Source organism: Azospirillum mesophilum (assembly GCF_053470405.2).
The window spans coordinates 1-23,989 of the sequence record NZ_JBPXMQ020000019.1 but is presented as its reverse complement, the minus strand read 5'-3'; the positions used below and the strand labels follow the sequence as shown (position 1 = coordinate 23,989).

The 23,989-nt window shown below is 68.1% G+C and carries 23 protein-coding genes; 16 read left to right on the top strand and 7 right to left on the bottom strand.

Annotated features, from left to right (window positions below):
- Nucleotides 1-23: 23 nt before the first annotated feature.
- Nucleotides 24-905, top strand: a complete 882-nt coding sequence (locus ACSVC7_RS18765; RefSeq protein ID WP_448206014.1) for an SDR family oxidoreductase — start codon at nucleotides 24-26, stop codon at nucleotides 903-905.
- A 14-nt stretch (nucleotides 906-919) separates the two neighbouring features.
- Here ACSVC7_RS18765 and ACSVC7_RS18760 read toward each other — a convergent pair whose 3' ends face one another.
- The gene (locus tag ACSVC7_RS18760) at nucleotides 920-1,354 is read right to left on the bottom strand and encodes a bacteriohemerythrin (protein ID WP_448206013.1); all 435 of its coding nucleotides are present in this window, start codon (nucleotides 1,352-1,354) and stop codon (nucleotides 920-922) included.
- Between the two features lie 313 nt (nucleotides 1,355-1,667).
- On the opposite strand from ACSVC7_RS18760, the gene ACSVC7_RS18755 reads away from it, so the two are divergent.
- The 5 genes from ACSVC7_RS18755 (at nucleotide 1,668) to ACSVC7_RS18735 (ending at nucleotide 9,816) form a co-directional block, all read left to right on the top strand.
- Nucleotides 1,668-3,296 carry a hypothetical protein gene (locus tag ACSVC7_RS18755; RefSeq protein WP_483508517.1) on the top strand — a complete coding sequence of 543 codons (1,629 nt, stop codon included), beginning with the start codon at nucleotides 1,668-1,670 and terminating at the stop codon, nucleotides 3,294-3,296.
- 157 nt (nucleotides 3,297-3,453) lie between these two features.
- A complete protein-coding gene (dnaN, locus tag ACSVC7_RS18750) occupies nucleotides 3,454-4,584 on the top strand; it encodes a DNA polymerase III subunit beta (RefSeq protein WP_448206012.1) in 1,131 nt (376 codons plus the stop codon).
- A gap of 98 nt (nucleotides 4,585-4,682) precedes the next feature.
- Nucleotides 4,683-5,891, top strand: a complete 1,209-nt coding sequence (gene recF, locus ACSVC7_RS18745; protein ID WP_448206011.1) for a DNA replication/repair protein RecF — start codon at nucleotides 4,683-4,685, stop codon at nucleotides 5,889-5,891.
- Nucleotides 5,892-5,964: 73 nt separating this feature from the next.
- Complete coding sequence (gene gyrB, locus ACSVC7_RS18740; RefSeq protein ID WP_448206010.1) at nucleotides 5,965-8,448, top strand: DNA topoisomerase (ATP-hydrolyzing) subunit B; 2,484 nt, start codon at nucleotides 5,965-5,967, stop codon at nucleotides 8,446-8,448.
- Nucleotides 8,449-8,796: 348 nt separating this feature from the next.
- On the top strand, nucleotides 8,797-9,816 hold the full coding sequence (locus tag ACSVC7_RS18735; RefSeq protein WP_448206009.1) for an IS110 family RNA-guided transposase: 1,020 nt from the start codon (nucleotides 8,797-8,799) through the stop codon (nucleotides 9,814-9,816).
- A 339-nt stretch (nucleotides 9,817-10,155) separates the two neighbouring features.
- On the opposite strand, the gene arsB is transcribed toward ACSVC7_RS18735, so the two are convergent.
- The 6 genes from arsB to ACSVC7_RS18705 form a co-directional block, all read right to left on the bottom strand.
- Nucleotides 10,156-11,184 (bottom strand): ACR3 family arsenite efflux transporter, encoded by a 1,029-nt coding sequence (gene arsB, locus ACSVC7_RS18730; protein WP_448206094.1) that lies wholly within the window; start codon nucleotides 11,182-11,184, stop codon nucleotides 10,156-10,158.
- A gap of 74 nt (nucleotides 11,185-11,258) precedes the next feature.
- The gene (gene arsC, locus ACSVC7_RS18725; protein ID WP_483508515.1) at nucleotides 11,259-11,702 is read right to left on the bottom strand and encodes an arsenate reductase (glutaredoxin); all 444 of its coding nucleotides are present in this window, start codon (nucleotides 11,700-11,702) and stop codon (nucleotides 11,259-11,261) included.
- The gene (arsN2, locus tag ACSVC7_RS18720) at nucleotides 11,699-12,181 is read right to left on the bottom strand and encodes an arsenic resistance N-acetyltransferase ArsN2 (RefSeq protein WP_448206007.1); all 483 of its coding nucleotides are present in this window, start codon (nucleotides 12,179-12,181) and stop codon (nucleotides 11,699-11,701) included. The genes arsC and arsN2 overlap by 4 nt, the downstream gene beginning before the upstream one ends.
- Nucleotides 12,178-12,690: an arsenate reductase ArsC gene (locus ACSVC7_RS18715; protein WP_448206006.1), complete on the bottom strand. Its 513-nt coding sequence runs from the start codon at nucleotides 12,688-12,690 to the stop codon at nucleotides 12,178-12,180. Before ACSVC7_RS18715 ends, arsN2 begins: the two co-directional genes overlap by 4 nt.
- A 73-nt stretch (nucleotides 12,691-12,763) precedes the next feature.
- On the bottom strand, nucleotides 12,764-13,282 hold the full coding sequence (locus ACSVC7_RS18710; RefSeq protein WP_448206005.1) for an ArsI/CadI family heavy metal resistance metalloenzyme: 519 nt from the start codon (nucleotides 13,280-13,282) through the stop codon (nucleotides 12,764-12,766).
- Nucleotides 13,248-13,661, bottom strand: coding sequence for an ArsR/SmtB family transcription factor (locus tag ACSVC7_RS18705; RefSeq protein WP_448206004.1), 414 nt, complete (start codon nucleotides 13,659-13,661; stop codon nucleotides 13,248-13,250). Before ACSVC7_RS18705 ends, ACSVC7_RS18710 begins: the two co-directional genes overlap by 35 nt.
- A gap of 120 nt (nucleotides 13,662-13,781) precedes the next feature.
- Between ACSVC7_RS18705 and gcvA the strand changes: the two genes are divergently transcribed.
- The 10 genes from gcvA (at nucleotide 13,782) to ACSVC7_RS18655 (ending at nucleotide 23,449) form a co-directional block, all read left to right on the top strand.
- Nucleotides 13,782-14,717, top strand: a complete 936-nt coding sequence (gene gcvA, locus ACSVC7_RS18700) for a transcriptional regulator GcvA (protein ID WP_448206003.1) — start codon at nucleotides 13,782-13,784, stop codon at nucleotides 14,715-14,717.
- Nucleotides 14,718-14,894: 177 nt separating this feature from the next.
- Complete coding sequence (locus ACSVC7_RS18695; RefSeq protein WP_483508512.1) at nucleotides 14,895-15,518, top strand: DUF1326 domain-containing protein; 624 nt, start codon at nucleotides 14,895-14,897, stop codon at nucleotides 15,516-15,518.
- A 2-nt stretch (nucleotides 15,519-15,520) separates the two neighbouring features.
- Complete coding sequence (locus tag ACSVC7_RS18690; protein WP_448206001.1) at nucleotides 15,521-16,285, top strand: DUF2182 domain-containing protein; 765 nt, start codon at nucleotides 15,521-15,523, stop codon at nucleotides 16,283-16,285.
- A gap of 496 nt (nucleotides 16,286-16,781) precedes the next feature.
- Nucleotides 16,782-17,513: an AraC family transcriptional regulator gene (locus tag ACSVC7_RS18685; RefSeq protein ID WP_448206000.1), complete on the top strand. Its 732-nt coding sequence runs from the start codon at nucleotides 16,782-16,784 to the stop codon at nucleotides 17,511-17,513.
- Nucleotides 17,514-17,598: 85 nt separating this feature from the next.
- The gene (locus ACSVC7_RS18680) at nucleotides 17,599-18,051 is read left to right on the top strand and encodes a DMT family transporter (RefSeq protein WP_448205999.1); all 453 of its coding nucleotides are present in this window, start codon (nucleotides 17,599-17,601) and stop codon (nucleotides 18,049-18,051) included.
- A gap of 12 nt (nucleotides 18,052-18,063) precedes the next feature.
- The gene (locus ACSVC7_RS18675) at nucleotides 18,064-18,750 is read left to right on the top strand and encodes a metallophosphoesterase family protein (RefSeq protein WP_448205998.1); all 687 of its coding nucleotides are present in this window, start codon (nucleotides 18,064-18,066) and stop codon (nucleotides 18,748-18,750) included.
- A 288-nt stretch (nucleotides 18,751-19,038) separates the two neighbouring features.
- The gene (locus tag ACSVC7_RS18670) at nucleotides 19,039-21,255 is read left to right on the top strand and encodes a TonB-dependent receptor (RefSeq protein WP_448205997.1); all 2,217 of its coding nucleotides are present in this window, start codon (nucleotides 19,039-19,041) and stop codon (nucleotides 21,253-21,255) included.
- A gap of 117 nt (nucleotides 21,256-21,372) precedes the next feature.
- Entirely contained in the window at nucleotides 21,373-22,200 is an 828-nt protein-coding gene (gene exbB, locus ACSVC7_RS18665) for a tonB-system energizer ExbB (RefSeq protein ID WP_448205996.1), read from the top strand.
- A 5-nt stretch (nucleotides 22,201-22,205) separates the two neighbouring features.
- The gene (gene exbD / locus ACSVC7_RS18660) at nucleotides 22,206-22,628 is read left to right on the top strand and encodes a TonB system transport protein ExbD (RefSeq protein WP_448205995.1); all 423 of its coding nucleotides are present in this window, start codon (nucleotides 22,206-22,208) and stop codon (nucleotides 22,626-22,628) included.
- On the top strand, nucleotides 22,625-23,449 hold the full coding sequence (locus ACSVC7_RS18655; RefSeq protein ID WP_448205994.1) for an energy transducer TonB: 825 nt from the start codon (nucleotides 22,625-22,627) through the stop codon (nucleotides 23,447-23,449). Before exbD ends, ACSVC7_RS18655 begins: the two co-directional genes overlap by 4 nt.
- The last annotated feature ends 540 nt before the right edge of the window (nucleotides 23,450-23,989 follow it).

The following is a 23,989-nucleotide window of genomic DNA, read 5'->3' as shown; positions in this document are numbered from 1 at the left end:
TCCGACGCAAGGATCGCAGAGAGATGACCGCACCCCGTCTGTTCGTCTTCGGCCTGGGCTTCACCGCCCGCGTGTTCGCCGACGCGCTGAGGGCCGAAGGCTGGCGGATCGCCGCCACCTGCCGCAGCGAGGACAAGCGCGCAGCCCTGGAGGCGGAGGGGATCGAGGCTTTCCTGTTCGACCGCGGCCGGCCGCTGGCCGACGCGAAGGCGGCGCTGGAGGGCACGACCCACCTGCTGGTCAGCATCCCGCCGGACGGGAAGGGCGACGTGGTGCTGGACCAGCACGCGATGGATCTGGCCGACCTGCGCACGCTGGACTGGGCCGGCTATCTGTCCACCACCGGCGTTTACGGCGACACCAAGGGCGAATGGGTGGGCGAGGCCGCCTGGCTGCGCCCGACCGGCGACCGGCAGAAGCGCCGCGTGGAGGCGGAGCGCGGCTGGCTGAACCTGTACCGGCAGTATGGCGTGCCGGTGCACGTCTTCCGGCTGGCCGGCATCTACGGCCCCGGCCGCAGCGCGCTGGACAACGTGCGCGACGGCACCGCCAAACGGGTGGACAAGCCCGGACAGGTCTTCAGCCGCATCCATGTGGAGGACATAGCGGGCACCCTGCGCGCCTCCATGGCGCAGCCCAATCTGGGGGCGGTCTACAACGTGGCCGACGACCTCCCCTCCCCCTCGCACGAGGTGGTGGAGTACGCCTGCCGCCTGCTGGGGGTGGAGCCGCCGCCGCTGGTGCCCTTTGAACAGGCCGACCTGTCGCCGATGGCCGCCAGCTTCTACGCCGATTGTCGCCGCGTGAAGAACGACCGCATCAAGCGCCAGCTCGGCGTGGTGCTGAAACACCCGGATTACCGCGCCGGCCTGGAGGCCCAGCGGGCGGCGGAAAAGCCCCGCTGATCACGCCCCCGCGGTCACGCCCCAGGAGTCTGCATCTTCAGAAAGTCGGCGAACTTCCGGTCCACCACCGCGATGTGCATCGACAGCCATTTGCCGACGAAGCCCAGCACCAGGAAGCGGCCCAGATAGTCGTCGGGGTCGTCGCCTTCGCGCACGAAGGTCCAGATCTCGTCCATCTGGCTCATGAAGGACTGGTGCAGCTTCCGGTGCGCCTCGCGGTCGGGGTAGTCGGCGGCCTCCATCATCGCCTCCTCACGGCGGAAATGCTCGGCCGTGTCGGCGATCAGGTCCTTGCACACGGTGCGCAGGTCGCAGTCGGGCTGCTGCCCGCGCTCCAGCGACGCGCGGATGGCGGTGCAGAGGTCGAACAGCTTGCGGTGCTCCGCGTCGATCTCTGCGTGGCCGAGGCCCCAGACGTCGCTCCACGCCTCGTCGAATCCGCCCCCCATGTCGGCCTCCAACCCGGCCTCCTCACGCCGCTCCGCTTGCGCTGAAACTGTAGATGGGGCACCCCGCCGCGCCAAGCGGCTTATTGACGCAACAAAACATCCCGATCCGAGCAATCTGCGACCAAACGCCCGGTCACTTTCGGTCCGGTTGTGCCCCATAATGATCCGAACTGATAATCGCCAAGCGCCCGGCCCGATGCCATGGCGCGCCGGGGAGGGGCCGGGAGGGTCCGGGGAGGAAATGTCGCGGTATCCGGATGAAACGGCCGAGGGTGGAAGCGGGTCCAGTGGCCCCAGTTCCACGGCGGACCCCATGGCGTTGCGGCGACGGGTGGACGAGCTGGTCGCCCGCGTGCCGCGCCACGCCATCCGCGCGGTGATCGACGAGATCGACAACACCAGCACCGCCAACGGCGAGCGCGCCCGCCACCTGCGCGAGGCGCTGGTGGAGCATTTCAACCGCCTGCGTCCGATGAAGGCGCGGCGCCTGTTCACCAGCCTGTTCGAGCCGTTCCTGGTCGACGATCCCGTGCTCTACCGCGCGCGGGAGACGGTGCCGGGCCTGATCCAGCGCGTGGACATGGGCGGCATCTGGCAGGCCCTGTCGCGCCTGGGATTCCCGACGCTGGCCATGGACGTGCAGAACCGTCTGGACGAGCTGTCGCAGGACGCCATCCTCGACCAGGTGCTGAACGGGCCGGAGGCCATGGCGATGCGCGACGCCATGCGGGCGGAGGCGGCGCGCTTCCTGGCCCAGCTTCCGCGCAGCCGGCGGGCCGCGGAGGAGTTCCTGCTGATCGCCAACCGCGAGTCCCTGAAGGACGCCCGCCAGCGCGCGCCCTACCTGACCGCCAAGGCCCCCGTCGACCTGAAGGTGCTGGCCTTCGTCCAGGCGATCCTGGAGGACAGCGCCGCCCTCCTGCCGCTGGGCGAGGCGCTGCGCCAGGACATCGCCGCCACCGCCGCGGCCGGCGCGCTCCGCGACGCGGAGGTGGACGGGCAGGCCGCCATGCTGGTCGGCTACGGGCGGGACCTGCGCGCCGCCTGCCCCGGCCGCGATTCGGCGGACCCCGTGGCGTGGCTGCCGGCGTTGTGCGCGCTGAACATCAAGCAACGCTACGATGTCGTGCTGCGCTACGTGCGGGAGTATGGCGGCCCGCTGATCGACGAGCACCACCCCGTGCAGGAGGCCCTGTTCGGCCATTTCACGGCCTGCTGCACCACCATCGTCCAGGTCTTCCGCTCCGCGCTGGGCGACGGCGCCGGGCTGGAGGGCGGCGCGCTGAGTTTGCAACGGCCCGTGCGCGACCTTCTGGACGGTGCCGTCGCCCGCTTCGGCGGCTCGCTCGCCGCCCTGTCCGGCACCGGCATGCTGGCCAGCCGCCAGACCGGCCCGCGCCTGCGCACCATGCTGGCCGAGGTCAGCCGCGTCCTGACCGCCGTCGCCATGCCCGCGGCGGCGGAGCGCGCGCAGGCCGCCATGAACGCCCGCGGCGGGCCGGCACCCGACCATGGGGACGTGGTCTGGCTGCTGGAGTTCGTCGTCCGCTGGGGCGCCATCCTGAACGGCGTCGGCTACGCCAACCCCGAATTGCAGGCGCTGCGCACCCGCCTGCTGGACGACGGGCACACCGCCTTCCTCCAGGCGACCAAGGTCTTCGACGAGGAGGACGTACCCCGCCGCATGGACCACCTGCTGCGCATCGACCGGCTGCTGGCCGCCGTCGGCGAGGGCATCGGCCCGTGGATCAGCCCGCTCAGCCAGGGCCTGCACCGAGTCGTGGAACATCACCTGGACGTGGTCGAGTCCATCGCGCCGGGGCCCCAAGCCGTCATCGACGCCTTCATCGAGGCCGTACGCAAGGAGCTGGGCCGCTCCCGCCACTGGCGGAGCGCCGAACTGGTCGCCATTCTGGAGCTGTACGAATCGCGGGAGCGGTAATCCGGGCCCTTTTCCCACTCGCCGCACGAATTTGGTTCGGCAAAAGCGGTGTTGTGGTATCATGCGACCCCGTTCCGCGTCGTGCCTTGCGGCCGGATCGGCAAAGGAAGTCCTGCGAATCGCACCAAAAAAACGACCTGCCGAGACGACGACCAGCATGAACATCATCATCGAACGCGCCGCCCTCCTTCGGTCCCTGGGTCACGTGCAGAGTGTGGTGGAGCGCAGGAACACCATTCCGATTCTCTCCAACGTCCTGCTGAAGGCGAGTGACGGCGAACTGTCGCTGGCCGCCACCGACATGGACCTGGAGATCGTGGAGACGGTGCCGGCGACCGTCGGCCGTGCGGGCGGCACCACCGCCCCGGCCCACACGCTGTACGACATCGTCCGCAAGCTGCCCGACGGCAGCCAGGTGGAGCTGGACATCGGCGGCGACGGCACGATCCTGACGCTGCGCGCCGGCCGGTCGCAGTTCAAGCTGTCCTGCCTGCCCGTGGAGGATTTCCCGCAGCTGTCCGGCGGCGACCTGCCGCACCGCTTCGATCTGGCGGCCAGCGACCTGCGCGCGCTGGTGGACCGCACGCGCTTCGCCATCTCGACCGAAGAGACGCGCTATTACCTGAACGGCATCTACCTGCACGCCGCCAAGGCCAAGGCCGGCGGGGCGGAGCTGCCGGTGCTGCGCGCCGTGGCGACCGACGGCCACCGGCTGGCGCGTGTGGAAATGCCGCTGCCCGACGGCGCCTCCGGCATTCCGGGCGTGATCGTGCCGCGCAAGACGGTGAACGAGATCCGCAAGCTGATCGACGAGGCCGCCGACCGCATCGAGCTGTCGATGTCCGACAACAAGATCCGCTTCGCCTTCGATTCGGTGGTCGTGACTTCCAAGCTGATCGACGGCACCTTCCCGGATTACGAACGCGTGATCCCGGTCGGTAACGACAAGACCATGGAGGTGGACGCCAAGCTGTTCGCCGCCGCCGTGGACCGCGTCGCCACCATCTCCACGGAGAAGAGCCGGGCGGTGAAGCTGTCGCTGACGCGCGGCACGCTGACCCTGTCCGCCACCAGCCCCGAGGCCGGCAGCGCCACCGAGGAGCTGGAGGTCAATTACCAGGAAGGCCCCCTGGAAATCGGGTTCAACTCTCGCTATCTCCTTGATATCACGCAGCAGATCGAGGGCGAAGGCGCCCGCTTCTCGTTGGCCGACGCGGCGTCCCCGACCATCATCCGCGACGTCGCCGACGCAACCGCGCTCTACGTGTTGATGCCGATGCGTGTGTGACCGGCCCCGTGGACGCCGTCCAGGGGCCTGACGGCCCCCCTTGGACAGCCCCGGGGTGGGGTGCAGGGGATGTTCCCCTGCAACTCGGAACGGACAAGTTGCTCGAAGCCAGACAGACCCACGCTCCCCTGACCGCCGGTTCCAGCACGCCGGAAGCCCTGGCGGTGACGCGCCTGACCCTGACCCGCTTTCGCGGCTATGACAGCGCGCGCCTGGAGCCCGACCACCGGCCGGTGGTGCTGACCGGTCCGAACGGCGCCGGCAAGACCAACCTGCTGGAGGCCGTCAGCTTCCTCGCCCCCGGCCGCGGCCTGCGCGGCGCCAAGCTGTCGGAGGTGGAGCGCATCGGCGCCCCGTCCGGGTCCGGCTGGGCCGTCGCCGCCGTCGTGGACACGCCGACCGGCCCCGTGGAGATCGGCACGGGCCGTGAAGTTGGCACCAACGGATCCGGCAACAACGAACGCGACCGCCGCGTCGTCCGCGTGGACGGCCACCCGGCCAAGGGCCAGACCGTGCTGGCCGAGCATGTCGCCATCGTCTGGCTGACCCCGCAGATGGACCGGCTGTTCCTGGAAGGCTCCAGCGGGCGCCGCCGCTTCCTCGACCGCCTCGTCTTCGGTTTCGACCCGGCCCACGCCGGCCGCCTCAGCCGCTACGAGCACGCATTGCGCGAACGCGCGCGTGTCCTGCGCGACGGCCAGAGAAGTTGGGGCGCCGACGATGGCTGGCTGTCCGGGCTGGAGGACCAGATGGCGACCACCGGCATCGCCGTGGCCGCCGCCCGCCGCGACGTGGTGCAGCGCCTGCGCGCCGCCTGCGGCCGCGCTGTGGGGCCTTTCCCCGGCGCCGATTTGACCGTCCAGGGCACGGTGGAGCGCTGGCTGGACGAGAGCCCCGCGCTGGCCGCCGAGGACGCGCTGCGCCGGTCCTTGCGCGACAGCCGCCGCCTCGATTCGGACACGGGCGGGGCCGCCGTCGGCCCGCACAAGAGCGATCTGGTGGTCCGCCACACCCAGAAGGACATGCCGGCCGCACTCTGCTCCACCGGCGAACAGAAGGCGCTGCTGATCGCTATCATGCTGGCCAACGCGCGCCTGCTGGCGGCCGAACGGGGTGCCGCCCCGCTCCTGCTGCTGGACGAGGTCGCGGCGCACTTGGATCCGCACCGGCGCGAGGCCCTGTTCGACGAGATTCTGGCGCTGGGCGCCCAGGCCTGGATGACCGGAACCGACGACAGCGTTTTCGCTCCGCTGGGGTCGGCCACGAAACGCTTCCACATCGAGGACGCGACCGTGACTCCGGCCTAGAAATGCCCAAAAAAACGCATACCGCAGCACGGTAATCCGCCGAAACCGCAACGCAGTCTGTTATAGTCGAAGCATGGCACAGGAAGCACTGAAGAACGACCTCCCGCAGCAGGACTACGGCGCGGAATCGATCACCGTCTTGCGCGGGCTGGACGCCGTGCGCAAGCGTCCCGGCATGTACATCGGCGACACCGATGACGGCTCGGGCCTGCACCACATGGTCTACGAGGTCGTGGACAACGCGATCGACGAGGCGCTGGCCGGCTACTGCGACAAGGTCGTGGTTCAGCTGAACGCCGACGGCTCGGTGACCGTGCGCGACAACGGGCGCGGCATCCCCACGGACATCCATCCGGAGGAAGGCGTCTCGGCGGCCGAGGTCGTGATGACCCAGCTGCACGCGGGCGGCAAGTTCAACCAGAACTCCTACAAGGTGTCCGGCGGCCTGCATGGCGTGGGCGTGTCGGTGGTGAACGCCCTGTCGGAGACGCTGGAGCTGCGCATCTGGCGCAACGGCCGCGAATGGTTCATGCGCTTCCGCCACGGCGTGCCGGAGGCCGGCCTCGCCGACGTCGGCGCCGCCCCGATGGTGGACGACAACCAGGGCGGTCAGAAGCTGCTGAGCGGCACCGAGGTCACCTTCCTGCCGTCCAAGGAGACCTTCACCAACACGGAATTCGACTTCGCGACGCTGGAACACCGGCTGCGCGAGCTGGCCTTCCTGAACTCCGGTGTGCGCCTTGTCCTGACCGACGCGCGCGGCGTGGAGCCGAAGGTGCACGACCTGCATTACGAAGGCGGGCTTGAGGCCTTCGTGAACTGGCTCGACCGCTCCAAGGTGGCGCTGCACAAGCCGGCCATCGCCATCAAGGCGGAGCGCCCGACGGAGCATGGCGGCACGGTCACCGTGGAATGCTCGCTCCAGTGGAACGACAGCTACCACGAGACGACGCTCTGCTTCACGAACAACATCCCGCAGAAGGACGGCGGCACGCACCTCGCCGGCTTCCGCGCGGCGCTGACGCGGGCGATCAACAACTACGCCACCGAGTCGGGCATCGCGAAGAAGGAAAAGGTCAACCTCTCCGGCGACGACGCGCGCGAGGGGCTGACCTGCGTGCTGTCGGTGAAGGTCCCCGACCCGAAATTCTCCAGCCAGACCAAGGACAAGCTGGTCTCCTCCGAAGTCCGCCCGGTGGTCGAGGCGGTGGTGGGCGAAGCCCTCGCCCAGTATTTCGAGGAGCATCCGGCCGACGCCAAGCGCGTCGTGCAGAAGGTGGTCGAAGCCGCCGCCGCCCGTGAGGCCGCGCGCAAGGCGCGCGAGCTGACCCGGCGCAAGGGCGCGCTCGACATCGCCTCCCTGCCCGGCAAGCTGGCCGACTGCCAGGAGCGTGACCCCGCCCTGTCCGAGCTGTTCATCGTGGAGGGCGACTCGGCCGGTGGTTCGGCCAAGCAGGGCCGATCCCGCCAGTTCCAGGCCATCCTGCCGCTGCGCGGCAAGATCCTGAACGTGGAGCGCGCGCGCTTCGACAAGATGCTGTCCTCGGCCGAAATCGGCACGCTGATCGCGGCGCTGGGCACCGGCATCGGGCGCGACGAGTTCAACCCGGACAAGACGCGCTACCACAAGATCATCATCATGACCGACGCGGACGTGGACGGCAGCCACATCCGCACACTGCTGCTGACCTTCTTCTTCCGGCAGATGCCGGAGCTGATCGAGCGCGGCTACCTCTACATCGCCCAGCCGCCGCTCTACCGCATCAAGCGCGGCAACGCCAAGGAACGGTACCTGAAGGACGACCGGGCGCTGGAGGAATACCTGATCGAGGCGGCGCTGGGCGACCTGACGGTCCGGCTGTCCGATGGCTCCCTGCTGACCGGCGCCCCGTTGAAGGATCTGGTCGAGCAATCCCGCACCGCCCGCCAGCAGATCGAGGCGCTCGCCCGCAAGGCCGGCAGCCTGAACGTGGCGGAACAGGCGGCGGTGACCGGCGGCCTGTCCCCGGCCCTGGCCAACGACCCCGCCCAGGCGCTCCAGGCCGCGCAGACCGTGGCGGAGCGGCTGAACGCGCTGGACCCGGAAGGCGGCTGGCGCGGCGAGTCGCTGCCGCAGGGCGGCTACGCGCTGGTGCGCACCCGCCGCGGCGTGACCCACCGCCACACCCTCGACACCGACCTGCTGAAGAGCGTCGAAGCCCGAAAGCTGGACGCCATCGCCGCCGACCTGAAGCGCGTCTTCGCCGAACCGGGCCGTGCGTTCGAGAAGCAGAAGGAAACCCGCAGCCTGACCGGCCCCGTCGCCCTGTTCGACACGGTGATGGAACTGGGTCGCCGCGGCGTGACCATCCAGCGCTACAAGGGGCTGGGCGAAATGAACCCCGACCAGCTCTGGGAAACCACGCTGGACCCGACCAAGCGCTCGCTGCTGCAGGTGAAGGTCAACCACGCTGACCAGGCGGAGGAGGTTTTCTCCACCCTGATGGGCGACATCGTGGAACCCCGCCGCGAGTTCATCCAGGAAAACGCGCTCAAGGTGGCGAACCTGGACGTGTGATTGTGGTTCGCGTGGTTCGCCTCATAACGTGAGACTCGGGACACATAAAATGGGGCTGGGCGGGGTCGCGAGGCCCCGCCCATTTCTTATGCTGGTCGTTCGATTCTCCGCAGAAGGAAAAAGAGCTCGCGGGACAGTCGCTGAATTTCGGGACGCCTAGCGAGCCCCGGTTTTCGCCTGATCAAGTGCATACTTTTACAGCTCAGCTCCTCCTATTCTGGATCTGGAGCGGAGACCACTCGTCGAACTACACTTGCCACCTGAGCTGATGTGGTGGACGGCCCTTCCACCTTCTTGAAACGGTGGCAAGCTGAGGTCGTCGAAGAAACCAGCTCAGAGGGGCCGTCCATGGGAGAGGTGGTGACGATCGGTCTGGACTTGGCGAAGAACGTTTTCCAAGTCCATGGGATTGCCGCGGATGGGAAGGTTCTTGTCTGTCGGCAACTGCGTCGAGGCGAGGTTTTGAAGTTCTTCCAGAGCGTGCCGCCGTGTCTGGTCGGATTGGAGGCCTGCGGCACAGCGCATTACTGGGCGCGGGAAATCGCGGCCCTGGGGCATACGGTGAAGCTGATGCCGCCCGCCTATGTCAAACCCTACGTGAAGCGGGGCAAGACCGACGCCGCCGATGCCGAGGCCATCTGCGAAGCGGTCACCCGCCCGACCATGCGTTTCGTCGCCATCAAGACGGTGGACCAGCAGGCCGCGCTGATGCTGCACAAGACCCGCGACCTGCTGGTACGGCAGCGAACGATGCTGATCAACGGGTTGCGCGGGCACTTGGCGGAATTCGGAATCATCGCGGCCAAAGGGCCAGAAGGCGTGAAGGCGGTGACCGCAGCCCTCCATGAAGCACAGGATCGTCTGCCCGAACTGGCGCGCTTGGCGCTGCACGGCATCGTCGATCAACTTCGGCAGCTTGAGGCCGAAATCGACCGGCTGGAGAAGCGCATCCTCGCTTGGCATCGGGCCAGCGAGGTCAGCCGGCGCTTGGCGACCATTCCCGGCATTGGACCGATCACCGCGAGCGCCATCGCGGCGGCCGTGCCGGACGGCACGCTGTTCCGTTCCGGCCGGCAGTTCGCCGCATGGCTCGGTCTGACACCGAAAGCCCACAGCAGCGGCGGCAAGGAACGCCACGTCGGCATCAGCAAGCAGGGCGACGGCTACCTTCGGCGCTTGCTCGTCGTCGGCGCCACGGCGGTCATGCGGCTGGCCCGCAAGGACAACGCCAGCCGCAGTTGGGCGACGAAGCTGCTGGAGCGCAAACCGGCAAAGCTGGCCGCCGTGGCTCTGGCCAACAAGACCGCGCGCATCGCGTGGGTGGTGATGACGCGGGGAGTGACCTACGCGGCGCCGAGCGCGGCGTAGACCGCGTTCGCCTCGCCGGCGTCGGATGGCTCGGCGGGGCGGATGGGCAAGGGTGGTGAGACGTGATGACGAACCGGCAGGGCCGGGGATCGGCCAAACCCACGGGGACCAAGCGCCACCGAGCGCGATGAGCTGATTTGGGCGTCGATCCGCAGAATTCATCAAGGCCAGCAGCCAGCGGCTGCAGCAACAGGCCGGACACATGGATGCATCCTTCTCGGCCAGTCAGTGCGGATTTCCCTCTTGCGCCGGAGGGGCCGTCCACACATGGTTTCTTCGACGACCTCAGCTTGCCACCGTTTCAAGAAGGTGGAAGGGCTGTCCACCACATCAGCTCAGTTACACGGGCCGCCGCTCGTACCAGGGCTTTGTTGCCTTGACGATGCGTACGACGGACAGCATCACCGGCACCTCGACCAGCACGCCGACCACCGTGGCCAGGGCGGCGCCGGAGCTCAGGCCGAACAGGCTGATCGCCGCGGCGACGGCCAGTTCGAAGAAATTGCTGGCGCCGATCAGCGCCGCCGGGGCGGCCACGCACCAGGCCACGCCGAACCGGCGCGACAGCCAGTAGGCCAGCCCGGCGTTGAAATAGACCTGGATCAGGATGGGAACCGCCAGCAGCAGGATGACCAGCGGCTGCGCCAGGATTTGTCCGCCCTGGAAGCCGAACAGCAGCACCAAGGTCGCCAGCAGCGCCATCAACGAAACCGGCTGGAGCACGCCCAGAGTCCACGTCAGCGCGGCCTCGCCGCCGGAGGCCAGCAGGCGGCGGCGCCAGAGCTGGGCCGCAACCACGGGAATGACGATGTAGAGCACCACCGACAGCAGGAGCGTGTCCCACGGCACGGTGATCGACGCCACACCCAGCAGCAGGCCGACCAGCGGCGCGAAGGCGAAGACCATGATGATGTCGTTCAGCGCCACCTGGCTCAGCGTGTAGTGCGGCTCCCCCTCGCACAGGTTCGACCAGACGAAGACCATGGCCGTGCAGGGGGCGGCGGCCAGCAGGATCAGCCCGGCGATGTAGGACGGGATCTGGTCCTGCGGCAGCAGTGGCGCGAACAGGTGGCCGACGAACAGGGTGCCGAGCAGGGCCATGGAGAAGGGCTTGACCGCCCAGTTGATGAACAGCGTCACGCCGACGCCGCGCCAGTGCTCCTTGACCTGCCCGAGGGCGCCGAGGTCGATCTTCAGCAGCATCGGCACGATCATCAGCCAGATCAGCACCGCCACCGGCAGGTTGACCTTGGCCACCTCGGCCGCCGCGACGACGTGGAAGAAGCCCGGAATCCAGTGGCCCAGCGCGATGCCGGCCACGATGCACAGTGCCACCCAGACGCTCAGGTAGCGCTCGAAGGTGCCCATGGCCGGGCGGGCCGCTTGGGCGGCCCCCTCGTCTCCAATGGGGTCTCCAAGGGGGAGGTCAGCGGTCATGTCGTTCAGTCCTGTCGGGAGGCTTTGCCGATGCGGTTTCCGGCCTCGTCCACCACACGCTCGCCGTCTTCCTTGGTGAAGGCGCCGCGCTGCGGGTCGGGGAGGATGTCCAGCACCGCCTCGGACGGGCGGCACAGGCGGACGCCGAGCGGCGTCACCACGATGGGCCGGTTGATGAGGATGGGGTGGGCCATCATGGCGTCGAGCAGCCGGTCGTCGGTCAGCGACGGATCGTCGAGCCCGAGATCCGCGTAGGGCGTGCCCTTCTCGCGCAACACGGCGCGCACCGGCACGCCCATGCGGCGGATCAGGTCGGCCAGCTGCTCGCGGCTGGGCGGCGTCGTCAGGTACTCGATGACCGTCGGCTCGACACCGGAGTTGCGGATGAGCGCCAGCGTGTTGCGGGACGTCCCGCACGCCGGGTTGTGATAGATGGTGATCGCCGTCATGGCGTAATGGCTTCCGTCTTTGAGTCGGTGGGTTCGACCGGCGGTCGAAGGTCGCGGCGCATGCAGGTGGCGCTGCTCGGGCACAGCCCGGCGAACTGGGCGCCGGAGGCAATGTCCGGCGGCGCGGAGGCCCGCTCCGTGCGCCGGAACCCCAGGCGTTCGAAGAAACCGGCGGCACCGGTGGTTAGCAGCCAGAGCCGTTCGACGCCCAGCCTGCGGGCCTCCTCACCCATCGCTTCGACCACGGCCCGCCCGGCTCCGCCGCCGCGCCGGTCCGGCGGAACGACGACCGAGCGCAACAAGCCGTCCGCTCCGTAGGGCTCCAGACCCCCATAGCCGAGCAGGCCGCGCTCGTCCGCCACGCGCCAGAAGCGCCGCCCCGGCGCGGTCAGGTCGTCGGTCGGAAGGCCCTCCGCCGCCAGCAGCCGGTCCAGGGACGGGCGTTCACCGTCGGCCAGGGGAGTGATGGTCGGCCTCATGCCCGTTCCCCATCGTCCCGGGCCATCTCTGCCAGACGGCGCTTGAGCGTTGGATGGTCCAGCGAGGCGATGGGCAGGGCGACGAAGTCCTGGATGCGGTGCTGGATTTGCCGGAACACGTCGGCGGTGAAGGCCGCCTTCTGGGCGTCGGTCCCCGCCGCGGACGACGGGTCGGGGAAGCCCCAGTGGGCCGACACCGGCTGCCCCGGCCAGACCGGGCAGACTTCACCGGCGGCGTTGTCGCAGACGGTAAACACAAAATCCATGCGGGGGGCGTCCGGCGCGGCGAACTCATCCCAGGTCTTGGAGCGCAGACCGGCGGTGGAAAACCCCAGCCGGTCCAGCAGGTTGTGAACGTAGGGGTTGATCCGGCCGGACGGCTGGCTGCCCGCGCTGTAGGCGCGAAAGCGGCCCTTTCCCTCGCGGTTCAGCAGGCATTCCGCCATGACGCTGCGCGCGCTGTTGTGCGTGCACAGGAACAGCACGTGGTAGACACGCTCTTCGGCCATTCTTCGCTCCGGAGATCGGCGGGAATGGGCTGCCCGGGAGATATCAGGCAGCCCGGTCATGGACGACCGCCGCTCAGCCGCAGCAGGGCTTCGCGGCCGGTTCGGCGGTCTTCACCGCGGTGAAGTCGGGCTTGGGACCGCAGCAGGCGGTGACCTCGCCGGTTTCGGGGCGGCCGGTTTCGGGGCGGCCGGTTTCGGGGCGCTTGATGAGGGCGCTGTCGCCGTAGGTCGTGTGCTCGCCGGTGGTCAGGAACGCCTCCCAGGCGATGCCCGTCGGATCGGAGATCCAGGACTTGGTCGACTGGGCGTAGCAGCAGGTGGTGGCACCTTCGTCGAGAACCGGCCCCTCGGCCTGCTGGAGACGGCCGTAGACCTCGGCCAGCTCAGTCTCGTCCTCGACCTGGATGCCAAGGTGTTCGATGCCCACCGAGGCGCCGCGCGCGGAGATGGCGAAGTTCACGCGCGGGTCCTCCAGCATCCACTTGGCATAGTCGTCCTTGAGGACCGTCGGTTCGGCGGCGAACAGGGTCGAATAAAATTGGACGGATTGCCGGAGGTCAGCAACCGCGACATGGACGTGCAGACGCTTCATGGCTGGCTTCTCCCTGATTTTCGATACTGGGGGCTTCGCTGTTGGCCGCGCCTGGGGTCGGTGCGCAGACCGGCGCGCATACGGCGGCATTGACGGGACGACCGCAGCAGTTCTCGGTCATGAAGGCCATCAAGGCGTTCATGCGGTCGTAGTCGGCGGAGTAGATGAGCGAACGGCTCTCGCGCCGTTGCGCGATCAGCCCGGCGTGGCTGAGGTTCGACAGATGAAAGGACAGTGTCGCGGGCGCCACGCCGAGGCTTTCGGCGATTGCCCCCGCCGCAAGCCCTTCAGGGCCAGCCTGGACCAGCAGACGGAAGATGTCCAGCCGGGTCTCCTGCGACAGGGCCGCGAGCGCAGACAGGACGGCCTTCTTCTCCATCGGGACTCCTTGGAAAGGCGCGCGGTGTCGATGCGCAGCCATTTTCATATTTCCATGTTTATGGAATATTCGTTTTCCCGATACCGGTCAAGAGCCGTCGAACACGCTATGGGCGTGGTGATGGTCCGGCGTACTCTGGGGCGCTCCACCGATGCCGGGACCCGCCTTGCCATGGCCTACCGACTGCCGCCCCTGAATTCGCTGCGCCTGTTCGAAGCGGCGGGCCGGCATCTGAGCTTCAAGCGGGCCGCCGAGGAGTTGAACCTGACGCCCAGCGCGGTCAGCCACGGCATTCAGTCGCTGGAGGAGTGGCTGGGGCTTGCGCTGTTCCAGCGCAGCCACCGCAGCCTGGCCCTGACCGAAACCGGCGCCCTGTATCTGCGCCACGTCCACGAGGCAATTGACCGGCTGGCGCTCGCCACCGAAACGCTTCCCGGACGGCGGCCGGGCGGGCGTCTGGCGGTCAGCGTGCCGCCGACCTTCGGCCTGCGCTGGCTGATCCCGAACCTGCCGGCCTTCAACCGAAAGCATCCGGACATTGCGGTCACCGTCGACACCGGGCACCACCACGTCCGCTTCCCGCAGGACGGCGTCGACGTGGCGGTCCGCATGGGGCGCGGCGACTGGCCGGGGCTGCACGCCGCCTGCCTGGCCGTGGAGGAGCTGGTGCCGGTGTGCGCGCCGTCCCTCGCCGCGTCGCTGCGCGCGCCGGAAGACCTCGCGGAGGCCACCCTGCTGCATGTGGTCGAGGTGTCGGAGGACTGGGCGGCCTGGGCGCGGCTGGCCGGGGTGGCAGAGGTGGACCTCGACCGGGGCTTGCGGTTCGACACGGTCAACATGGCGCTGGAGAGCGCCGCCCAGGGGTTGGGCGTCGCCATCGGCCGCCTGCCCGTGGCGGCGGCGGACCTTGCCGCCGGCCGCCTCGTGCCGCTGTTCGGCCCGCCGGTCCGCTGCGCAACCGGTTATTGGCTGGTCACCAGCCCGGACTTCCTGGCCCGGCCGGAGGTCGCCGCCTTCAATGCCTGGATCCGGGGAGCGCTCGCCGACGCCGCGTGAGTGAATTGAATTCACCCAAGGGCGAATTTATCCCGTTTGTCAGGGGTTCGGCCTTCTTGAACACTGGCGGCCACAGCCATTTGCACCCCCCATTTGCACCCCCCCATTTGCACCATGGAGCCGCCGGTGCCGAACCACCATTCGCAGAGCCCCGCCCAAATCCCCGCCCAAGTCCCGATGACATCGGACAGCGAGACCGACTGGTGGGCGAAGGGCCTTCTGTTCGAGAACTGCAACTGCCAGATCGTCTGCCCCGGTCACTTCCACTTCACCCAGCTGTGCACGCACGAGCGCTGCATCGGCTATTGGGGCATCAACTTTCACGACGGCGTGTTCGCGGGCGAATCCCTGGCCGGGCGGCACGCCATCATCATCTACGACACGCCCCGGCACATGGCGTCGGGGAACTGGATCCTCACGACCTACATCGACGACCGGGCGACCCCGCGCCAGCAAGCCGCCATCGAGCGGATCATCAGCGGCGAGGCCAATGGCCCTTGGAAGATCCTCGCCCAGTTCGTGACGGAGCGGAAGCCGACACGGCTGGTCCCCATCGCTTTCGAGGACCAGGGCAAGGTCAAGACCCTGACGGCCGGCACTTTCTTCAAAAGCGCCATATCCTGGCTGAAGGGCCGCGACCGCGACGGCACGGTGCGGCTGGAGAATTCCTACAACCAGATCCACAACGCCACGCAGGTGCTGGACATGGGCAGCACCGAATACACGGACGCGCCCTACGCCTTGACCACGACAAACACGCACGCGCTGCATTCCGACTTTTCCTGGCGCGGGCGGCTCTGACCATGAGCGTGCGACCGATGTTTCCCGGCGGGGCGAACCCGTGGCTGCCGGCGTTCCGGGCGGCGCTGGTGGGGGCGGCGGTGGTCGTCTGGGTTGTCCTCTGCCTCACTACCTACGCGGAGATCGCCGCGCCGGGGGTGGAGGTTGCCGCGCATCACCACGGGGCCGGCTCCACGGGAGACTCTATTGGGGGCTTTGCGGTCTGGGGGGCGCTGTCCATGTGGATGGTGATGATGGTCGCCATGATGGTGCCGGTGGCGCTCCCCTGGGCGCGCGCTTTCGCCCGGATCGGGTCCGGCCGGATGGCGCTGGTTTTCCTCTCCGGCTACTTTGCCACATGGCTGCTGTTCGCGGCGGGCGCCACGGCGGTGCAAGGGGGCCTTGCCGCGTCGGGCCTGCTGGCGCCGTCTCTGATCCTGGAAGACGGGCCGGTGCGCGCTGCCCTGTTTTTGCTGGTGGGCGCCTACCAGTGGAGCCCTCTGAAGGAGTCCTGCCTGAAGCACTGCGAATCGCCCGCCACCTACTTCCTGTCGCACTGGCGGGACGGCGCGTGGGGTGCGGTGACGATGGGCGCACGGCACGGGCTGTACTGTGTGGGCTGCTGCTGGCCACTGATGGTCTTCATGGTCGGCGTTGGCGCCATGAGTGTCGCGTGGATGGCCGCCTTCACGCTGTACAGCTTGGCGGAAATGTACGTCCCGGGCCTGCACCGTCTCTCGCGTGCCGCCGGGGGCGTGCTGATCGTCATCGGGCTGACCGCTTTGTGAACGGCGGAGTTCGACAGCGTTGCTGTCCCCGTTCGTGGCGTACCGCTCTTTCGGAAGGGCCTGGGTTGGCTTGTTACCCGCCTCAATACGCCGCCTTCTTCAGACCGTCATCACCCGCTTTCCCGCATAGCTCCGTCTGAATATGGGAGCGATCAGATGAAAAAGCGTTGGTGTTTCAAATGGTTGTTCAAGCGGCCTTCGAACGAGCGACTTCCTGTTGGCCAAACGCCCCGCTCACATTCCGAATTGCAAAGGGGGTGTTTCGCGATAATCTCAGGTAATGGCTGCACAGATGGTGTTGTTCTCGGGTTATGGGAGAACCAAATCTCACGTTTTCCGTCACATCCGCTTCGAATAGGAAGGATTTGCGGAACGTCAAGTCCCACGTTATGGGTTGAACCACATGTCTTGGCGCACACACAATGAAACGGGGCGGGGCCGCGCAGGGCTCGCCCTTCTCGTTTTCGGGCTTTGAACGATACGGGGCAACGCGCTGATGGCACCGCTTCTGTTCCCGATGAAGCCACATCCCGCCGCGACGTCGCAGGGGATTTGGGAATATTGGCGGCCATCCGGCGGCAGCGTCGTCGAACTGGGAACGGTGCACGGTCTCGATGTGGCGTTGCCAACGCATTTCCATGAAGAAGACCAGGTGACGTTCGTCCTGTCGGGGAGACGACGCTTCGTCATGGGCGATGACGTGTTCCACGTCGCCCCCGGCCACGGCATCCACATCCCCGCCGGGACGCCCCACGGCTCGCTATCCGAGCCGTCGGCGGTCATCTGCATCAATCTGTACACGCCATCGGGAGCGCACGCGGCGGATGAATTGATCGCCAGTCTGGCCAGCCATTGGCGCAGGTCGGGGCAAATCCGCTGGCATGACCTCTCGATCATTGCCGAAGATCACAGGCAATGCACCGAGACCATCGCGAGCCCGGCGGGTGAGCCGACGGACGGCGCAGCGTGGGAGACGGTGGGCCAGGCGGCGCAACGGGCCGGAATGAGCCGCGAAGGCTTTTCCCGCCGATTCAGCCGGCGTCACGGCATGCCGCCGCACGCCTTCTGGCTGCTGGAGAGGCTGAATGACGCCCGGCGACTGCTGCGGGCGGGCGAGACCATCGCGGCGGTTGCCGCGGAGACCGGCTTCTCCGACCAGAGCCATCTGGGCCGCTGCTTCCGGCGCGCGTTCGGCGTCACTCCGGGGCGGTACCGGGGCGGTCGATAACGGGCGGGGTCGGTCACATCCGTTCCAGACCGCGGCGGCCCACGCCTGCTATCCATACGGCCAGGAGCTATTTGGGGAGCATGGCATGACCGCAGCCTGGACCGCATTCTCATACCTTCTGGTGGTCGGCGCCGGGGTCAGCGTCGCCCTGCAACAGGTTCTGAACGCCAACCTGCGGGCCGAACTCGGGTCGCCCTGGTGGGCTGGCTTCGTCAGCTATACGGTCGGCATGCTGGCGATGCTGGCGGTCGCGTTGACGTCCCCGGGGCCACGGCTGTCCGACACGCTCCTTGGGTCCACCTCGTGGCTGTCGTGGACCGGGGGGCTTTTCGGCGCGCTGTTCATCGGGACCGCCATTCTCATGGTCCCTCGCCTCGGCGCCGCGACGGTTCTCGCCTTGATCGTCGTCGGTCAGATGCTCGGCTCGCTCGCCTTCGACCACTTCGGTCTGCTCGGGCTTCCCCATCACCCGGTCAGCCCTTCCCGGCTGGCTGGCGCAGTTGCCCTGATCCTGGGCGTCGTTCTGATCCGCCTGTAGCGCCCGGAGGCCATGATGAAGCTGGTGATCATCTCCGACATCCACGGCAACCACGACGCCTTGCGCGCCCTGCCGGAGGACTACGACGAACTCTGGGTGCTCGGCGATCTCGTCAACTACGGGCCGCAGCCGAGGGAGGTCGTCGTGGAGGTGATGGAGAAGGCCACGCTGGTCGTGCAAGGCAACCACGACAACGCGGTGGCGTACGACGACGATTCACGCTGGAGCCCGCGCTATCGCCCCATAGCGGAAGCGACCCGGCGGTACACGTCCTCCGTCCTCAGCGACGCGCAGAAAGCCTACCTCCGCGGTCTTCCCTTGCAGGCGCAGGCCGAGCGCGACGGCCTCAGGTTCCACCTGACGCACGCGACGCCTTCGGACCCGCTCTATGGCCGACAGTCGGCGGAGGGGTGGGCCGCGGAACTCGACGCGCTTTCGGCCGACGTCCTTCTTGTCGGCCACACCCACGCGCCATTCCTCCACAGGATCGGCGACAAGCTGGTGCTGAACCCGGGAAGCCTCGGACAGCCCCGGACCGGCGCCCCGCTCGCCAGCTACGCCGTCTGGCAGGACGGCCGCTTCGAGCTGCGGTCGTTCCGGTATCCGGTTGAAGCCACGGTGGAAAAGCTTCGGACCCTCGCGTTGCCGGGCGAGGTCGAATCCGAACTCATCGCCATTCTGCAAACCGGTTCGGTTTGATCAATGGATAGGGAATTGGAGGAAGGGTGAGCTGACATCTCCAGAAGCCCCCGGCCGCCGGCGATCGCCGTTCCCCCGCAGGACCGCATCCTTCCGCACCCGCCACATTTGCGGTTGAGAATTATTCGCAAAAAAGGTTGCGTTCGTCCCCCCTTATGCCGTAAGCACACCGTCATATTGAGAATCGTTCGCATTCTCAAGCTCTGCCTGCGGACCGGTTCCGGCCGGACACCGCGGGAGGGCTTTCGGCGAACGGTCATGTGCTGACGACGGAACAAGGGGCTGGGCATGAAAGGCTATTTCGGCGGGGCTGGCGGGCATCGCAACCAAGCGACCATGGAAGGGCGCCGCGCGGCGAGCCTGCGGGCAACGACGGCGCTGACGACCACGTTGGCGACGACGGTGGCGACGACGGTGGCGACGGCGCTGGTCACCCTCTGCCTGGGCACCGCCGCGCGGGCGGACGACACGCAGGGTGCTCCGCTCACGCTGGGGCCGGTGTCGGTCCAGGGCAGCGCCGCTCCCGCCGCCGCGACGGAGGGCTACGCCGCCAAGCGCACGACGACGGCCACCAAGACGGACACGCCGCTGACCGACGTGCCGCAGTCGATCACCGTCGTGCCGGAGGCTCTGATCAAGGATCAGGCCATGCAGGGGATCGCCGACGTGGTCCGCTACGTGCCGGGCGTCACCGCCAGCCAGGGCGAGAACAACCGCGACCAGCTGGTCATCCGCGGCAACAGCACCACGGCCGACTTCTTCGTCGACGGCGTGCGCGACGACGCCCAGTATTTCCGCGACCTCTACAACGTCGACCGGGTCGAGGTGCTGAAGGGCTCCAACGCGATGATCTTCGGCCGTGGCGGCGGGGGCGGCGTGGTCAACCGCGCGCTGAAGGAGGCCGACGGCTCCACGATCCGCGAGATCGGCGTCCAGGCCGGCTCCTTCGAGAACAAGCGCGCCACGGTGGACCTGGGTCAGGCCCTCACCGCCGATTTCGCGGCCCGCCTGAACGCGATGTACGAGAATTCCAAGACCTTCCGCGACTACGGCAAGCTGGAGCGCATGGGCATCAACCCCACGCTGTCCTTCACGCCCACGGACAAGACGCGGATCAAGCTCGGCTACGAATATTTCCGCGACGAGCGGACCGCCGACCGCGGCGTGCCGTCCTACCGCGGCCGGCCGCTCGACACCGACATCTCCACCTTCTTCGGCAACCCGAAGCTCAGCAACGCCGAGGTGGACGCCCACGCCGTCGACGGGCTGATCGAACACGACATCAGCGACAGCGTCACGCTGCGCAACCGCAGCCGCTTCGCCCATTACGACAAGTTCTACCAGAACATCTTCCCCGGCGCGGTCAACGCGGCCGGCACCACCGTCGCGCTCTCCGGCTACAACAATTCCATGGAGCGGACGAACCTCTTCAACCAGACCGACCTGATCACCAAGCTGACCACCGGGCCGGTGAAGCACACGCTGCTGACGGGCGTGGAGCTTGGCCGCCAGGAGACGGACAGCTTCCGCAACACGGCCTTCTTCGCCGGCAACGCGACGTCGCTGACCGTTCCGATCGCCAACCCGGTCTCCTTCGCGCCGGTGACCTTCCGGCAGAGCGCCACAGACGCGAACGCCCGCACCATCGGCACTGTGGCGGCGGCCTACGTCCAGGACCAGATCGAGCTGAACGAGCAGTGGCAGGTCATCGGCGGCCTGCGCTTCGACAGCTTCGACATCGACTTCCACAACAACCGCAACGGCCAGGATCTGGACCGGCGGGACAATCTGCTGTCGCCGCGCGTGGGGCTGGTGTTCAAGCCGATCAAGCCGCTGTCGCTCTACGCCAGCTACAGCGTGTCCTACCTGCCGAGTTCGGGCGACCAGTTCTCCTCCCTGACCACGACGACCACGAACCTGAAGCCGGAGAAGTTCGAGAATCTGGAGGTCGGCGCCAAGTGGGAGGTGCAGCCCAACCTGTACCTGACCACCGCCCTGTTCCAGCTTGAGCGCTCCAACACGGCGGCCCCGGACCCGAACAACCCGGGCTTCACCGTGCAGACCGGCAAGCAGCGCACCCGCGGGCTCGAGGTCGGCATCAGCGGCAACATCACGGACGACTGGCAGATCGCCGGCGGCTACGCCCTGCAGGACGCGGAGATCACCAGCCAGACCTCCGCCGCCGCCGCCGGGGCCTCTGTGGCGCTGGTGCCGCGCCAGACCTTCTCGCTGTGGAACAAGTATCAGTTCACGCCGGTGTGGGGCGCCGGCGTCGGCGTGATCCACCAGACCAGCATGTACGCCGCCGTGGACAACGCGGTCGTCCTGCCGGGCTTCACGCGGTTCGACGCGGCGGTCTACGCCAACGTCATGGACAACGTGCGCGCCCAGCTGAACGTGCAGAACCTGTTCGACCGCAAGTACTACGCGACGGCCAGCGGCAACAACAACATCTCGCCGGGCGCGCCGCGCACTTTCCTCGTGTCCCTCAACACCAAGTTCTAAATCGCGCAGCGCAAGCCGGCACCCGTTTCGGGGCCGGCCTGCGCTTTATAAGTGCGATTGCGAGTCATTTGCAGTATGGTCGCTCGACGACACCAAAGCCGGGGGAGTTCCTTGCCGATGCTGAACGCGCTTCATCCGCGGCCTGCCGCTCTGGCCGCCACCTCGATCGCCAGCGCGGGCGCCCTCTTTACGGCGGGCACTGCTCTGGCCCAGGAGAGCGCCCAGGCGGCCGCCGCCACAGGCACGCTGCCGCATGACCTGTCCCCCTGGGGCATGTTCCTGGCGGCGAGCCCCGTCGTGCAGGCGGTGATGGTGGGGCTGGCGCTGGCCTCGGTCACCACTTGGACGATCTTCCTCGCCAAATCGCTGGAACTGTCCACGGCCAAGCGCAAGGCCGCCCTGGCGCTGAAGGATCTGGAGCAGGTCCGGTCCCTGACCCAGGCGGCGGAACAGGTCGGCTTCGGCCAGGGCCCGGCCGTCGCCATGCTGCGCGCGGTGATCGCGGAGGCGCACCAGTCGGCCGACGCGCCGCTCCGCGACGGGCTGAAGGAGCGCGCCGCCTCCCGGCTGGAACGGATCGAGGCGGCGGCCGGGCGGCGCATGATGCGCGGCACCGGCATCCTCGCCACCATCGGCTCCACGGCGCCCTTCATCGGCCTGTTCGGCACGGTCTGGGGCATCATGACCAGCTTCATCGGCATCGCCCGGACGCAGACGACCAACCTCGCCGTGGTGGCGCCGGGCATCGCGGAGGCTCTGCTGGCGACCGCCATCGGTCTGGTCGCGGCCATCCCCGCAGTGGTCGTCTACAACGCCTTCGCGCGGTCCATCGGCGGCTACCGGGCGCAGCTGGGCGATGCCTCGGCGGCGGTGCTGCGGCTGCTGAGCCGCGACATGGATCGGCAGGCGCTGCCGCGCGCCGGCAGCAAGGCCGCGGCGGAGTAACGGGCATGGCCGCGCGGCTCGACGACGGCGACGATCTCGCCGAAAGCCACGAGATCAACGTCACGCCCTTCATCGACGTGATGCTGGTCCTCCTTATCATCTTCATGGTGGCGGCGCCTCTGGCGACGGTGGACGTGCCGGTGGACCTGCCCGCCTCCACCGCCCAGCCGCAGCCGCGCCCGGACAAGCCGCTGTTCCTGACCGTCCGCGCCGACAAGACGCTCGCCGTCGGGGAGGAGCCGGTGGCGCGCGAGGCGCTGGCCGGGGCGCTCGACGGCGTGACTGGCGGCGACAGGACGGCGCGGGTCTTCCTGCGCGCCGACCGCAGCGTCGACTACGGCGCCCTGACCGAGGTGATGAACGCCCTTCGCGCCGCCGGCTACCTGAAGGTTGCGCTGGTCGGGCTGGACGGCGGAGCCGCCCCGTGAGCGCGGCGGACGGGTTCGACGACCGCCCCAGCCTTTTCCCGTCCCGCCTGTCCCTGATCCGCTGGGGCGGCAGCCTGCTGCTTGTGCTAGGCGCGCACGCGGGTGTCGCGGCGGGCATGCTGGCCTGGCGCATCCCCATGGAGGAGGCCAGCGCGCCGCCCCCCGCCGCCGTCATGCTCGACCTCGCCCCGCTCCCCAAGCCGGAGCCGGCACCCGCTCCAACACCGGCGCCGGAGCCCCCGCCCCCCCTGGAATCCATGCTCCCGGAACCGGAATCGCCGCCGGAGCCAATCGTCGAGCCGGAACCCCTGCCCGAACCGCCGCCGGTGAAGGCCGAGGTGGCCCTGCCCGAACCGCCGAAGCCGGCCCCGAAGCCCAAACCCAAGGACGCGCCCAAGCCCGCCCTCCAACACGTCGAGCATCCCAAGCCACAGCCGGCGACAAAGCCCGTGACGGAAACCGCCTCCACGGCGGCGCCCGCCTCGGCGGCCCCGGCCGCCGCTCCCGCGCCCTCTCCGGCTGCGGTCAGCACCGCCATGCCGAACTGGCAGGGCCTCGTGCTCGGCCATCTGGAACGGCACAAGCGCTATCCGCGCACCGCTCAGGCGCGCCGGCAGGAAGGCGTCGCCCAGCTGCACGTCACGCTCGACCGGCAGGGCCGGGTCCTGTCGGCCCGCCTAGTGAAGAGCGCCGGCCACACCCTCCTGGACGAGGAAGCGCTGGCGATGGTGGAGCGCGCATCCCCCCTGCCCCCACCACCGCCCGAGGTGCCCCGCAGCCCGGTGGAACTTCTGATCCCCGTGCAGTTCTTCCTGCGCTGATCGGATCGTTTGGAATCACCTGTTTCCACCCCGTCCCTCACATTACCGGAAATGGCCGGACGCAAGAGAGGCCCTTCTCCCCTTGGGGGAGAAGGGTTGGGATGAGGGGTCGTTACGCCCGGAGGGCGGAAAGATGAGTTCCGGCCGGCTTCACCGGCTGCCACCCTCACCCCAACCCCTCTCCCCTCAAGGGAGAGGGGCTTTTGAGCGCTCGATCAGCTACTTACCGTGCTTGCGAGATCTGTGTATGCCTTAGCGCCTTTGCTGTGGATGAAGGAACCGGGGGAGCGTCGACTCCACCGGCGCCTTTCCAAACGATCCCTCGGCGGACCGTCGTCGCGGGCCACCTCCACCCACCGCACGAAGCACCGCAATACTTCGCCGTTGTTCCGGCCTTATTTCGAATACAGAAATGCTTTTCCAATTTCTGCAGTAGTTGTCGGTAGACAAAAATATCTGCACATGGATTGCCGCTAAAGCATTGATTTAGCGTGCGTGGTTAATGAGCTAGATTTGGGATGTTTGCACGTGACGGCCACG

Excerpts from the sequence above, each read along its gene's own strand:
- ACSVC7_RS18685 (WP_448206000.1), top strand. The coding sequence starts at position 16,782 with ATGGCACCGCTTCTGTTCCCGATGAAGCCACATCCCGCCGCGACGTCG.
- ACSVC7_RS18765 (WP_448206014.1), top strand. The coding sequence starts at position 24 with ATGACCGCACCCCGTCTGTTCGTCTTCGGCCTGGGCTTCACCGCCCGC.
- arsC (WP_483508515.1), bottom strand. The coding sequence starts at position 11,702 with ATGACGGCGATCACCATCTATCACAACCCGGCGTGCGGGACGTCCCGC.
- arsN2 (WP_448206007.1), bottom strand. The coding sequence starts at position 12,181 with ATGAGGCCGACCATCACTCCCCTGGCCGACGGTGAACGCCCGTCCCTG.
- ACSVC7_RS18710 (WP_448206005.1), bottom strand. The coding sequence starts at position 13,282 with ATGAAGCGTCTGCACGTCCATGTCGCGGTTGCTGACCTCCGGCAATCC.
- arsB (WP_448206094.1), bottom strand. The coding sequence starts at position 11,184 with ATGGGCACCTTCGAGCGCTACCTGAGCGTCTGGGTGGCACTGTGCATC.
- gcvA (WP_448206003.1), top strand. The coding sequence starts at position 13,782 with ATGGTCCGGCGTACTCTGGGGCGCTCCACCGATGCCGGGACCCGCCTT.
- exbD (WP_448205995.1), top strand. The coding sequence starts at position 22,206 with ATGGCCGCGCGGCTCGACGACGGCGACGATCTCGCCGAAAGCCACGAG.
- ACSVC7_RS18755 (WP_483508517.1), top strand. The coding sequence starts at position 1,668 with ATGGCGTTGCGGCGACGGGTGGACGAGCTGGTCGCCCGCGTGCCGCGC.
- ACSVC7_RS18705 (WP_448206004.1), bottom strand. The coding sequence starts at position 13,661 with ATGGAGAAGAAGGCCGTCCTGTCTGCGCTCGCGGCCCTGTCGCAGGAG.
- ACSVC7_RS18735 (WP_448206009.1), top strand. The coding sequence starts at position 8,797 with ATGGGAGAGGTGGTGACGATCGGTCTGGACTTGGCGAAGAACGTTTTC.
- ACSVC7_RS18670 (WP_448205997.1), top strand. The coding sequence starts at position 19,039 with ATGAAAGGCTATTTCGGCGGGGCTGGCGGGCATCGCAACCAAGCGACC.
- ACSVC7_RS18760 (WP_448206013.1), bottom strand. The coding sequence starts at position 1,354 with ATGGGGGGCGGATTCGACGAGGCGTGGAGCGACGTCTGGGGCCTCGGC.
- exbB (WP_448205996.1), top strand. The coding sequence starts at position 21,373 with ATGCTGAACGCGCTTCATCCGCGGCCTGCCGCTCTGGCCGCCACCTCG.
- dnaN (WP_448206012.1), top strand. The coding sequence starts at position 3,454 with ATGAACATCATCATCGAACGCGCCGCCCTCCTTCGGTCCCTGGGTCAC.
- ACSVC7_RS18680 (WP_448205999.1), top strand. The coding sequence starts at position 17,599 with ATGACCGCAGCCTGGACCGCATTCTCATACCTTCTGGTGGTCGGCGCC.
- ACSVC7_RS18690 (WP_448206001.1), top strand. The coding sequence starts at position 15,521 with ATGAGCGTGCGACCGATGTTTCCCGGCGGGGCGAACCCGTGGCTGCCG.
- ACSVC7_RS18695 (WP_483508512.1), top strand. The coding sequence starts at position 14,895 with ATGACATCGGACAGCGAGACCGACTGGTGGGCGAAGGGCCTTCTGTTC.
- ACSVC7_RS18675 (WP_448205998.1), top strand. The coding sequence starts at position 18,064 with ATGATGAAGCTGGTGATCATCTCCGACATCCACGGCAACCACGACGCC.
- gyrB (WP_448206010.1), top strand. The coding sequence starts at position 5,965 with ATGGCACAGGAAGCACTGAAGAACGACCTCCCGCAGCAGGACTACGGC.
- ACSVC7_RS18715 (WP_448206006.1), bottom strand. The coding sequence starts at position 12,690 with ATGGCCGAAGAGCGTGTCTACCACGTGCTGTTCCTGTGCACGCACAAC.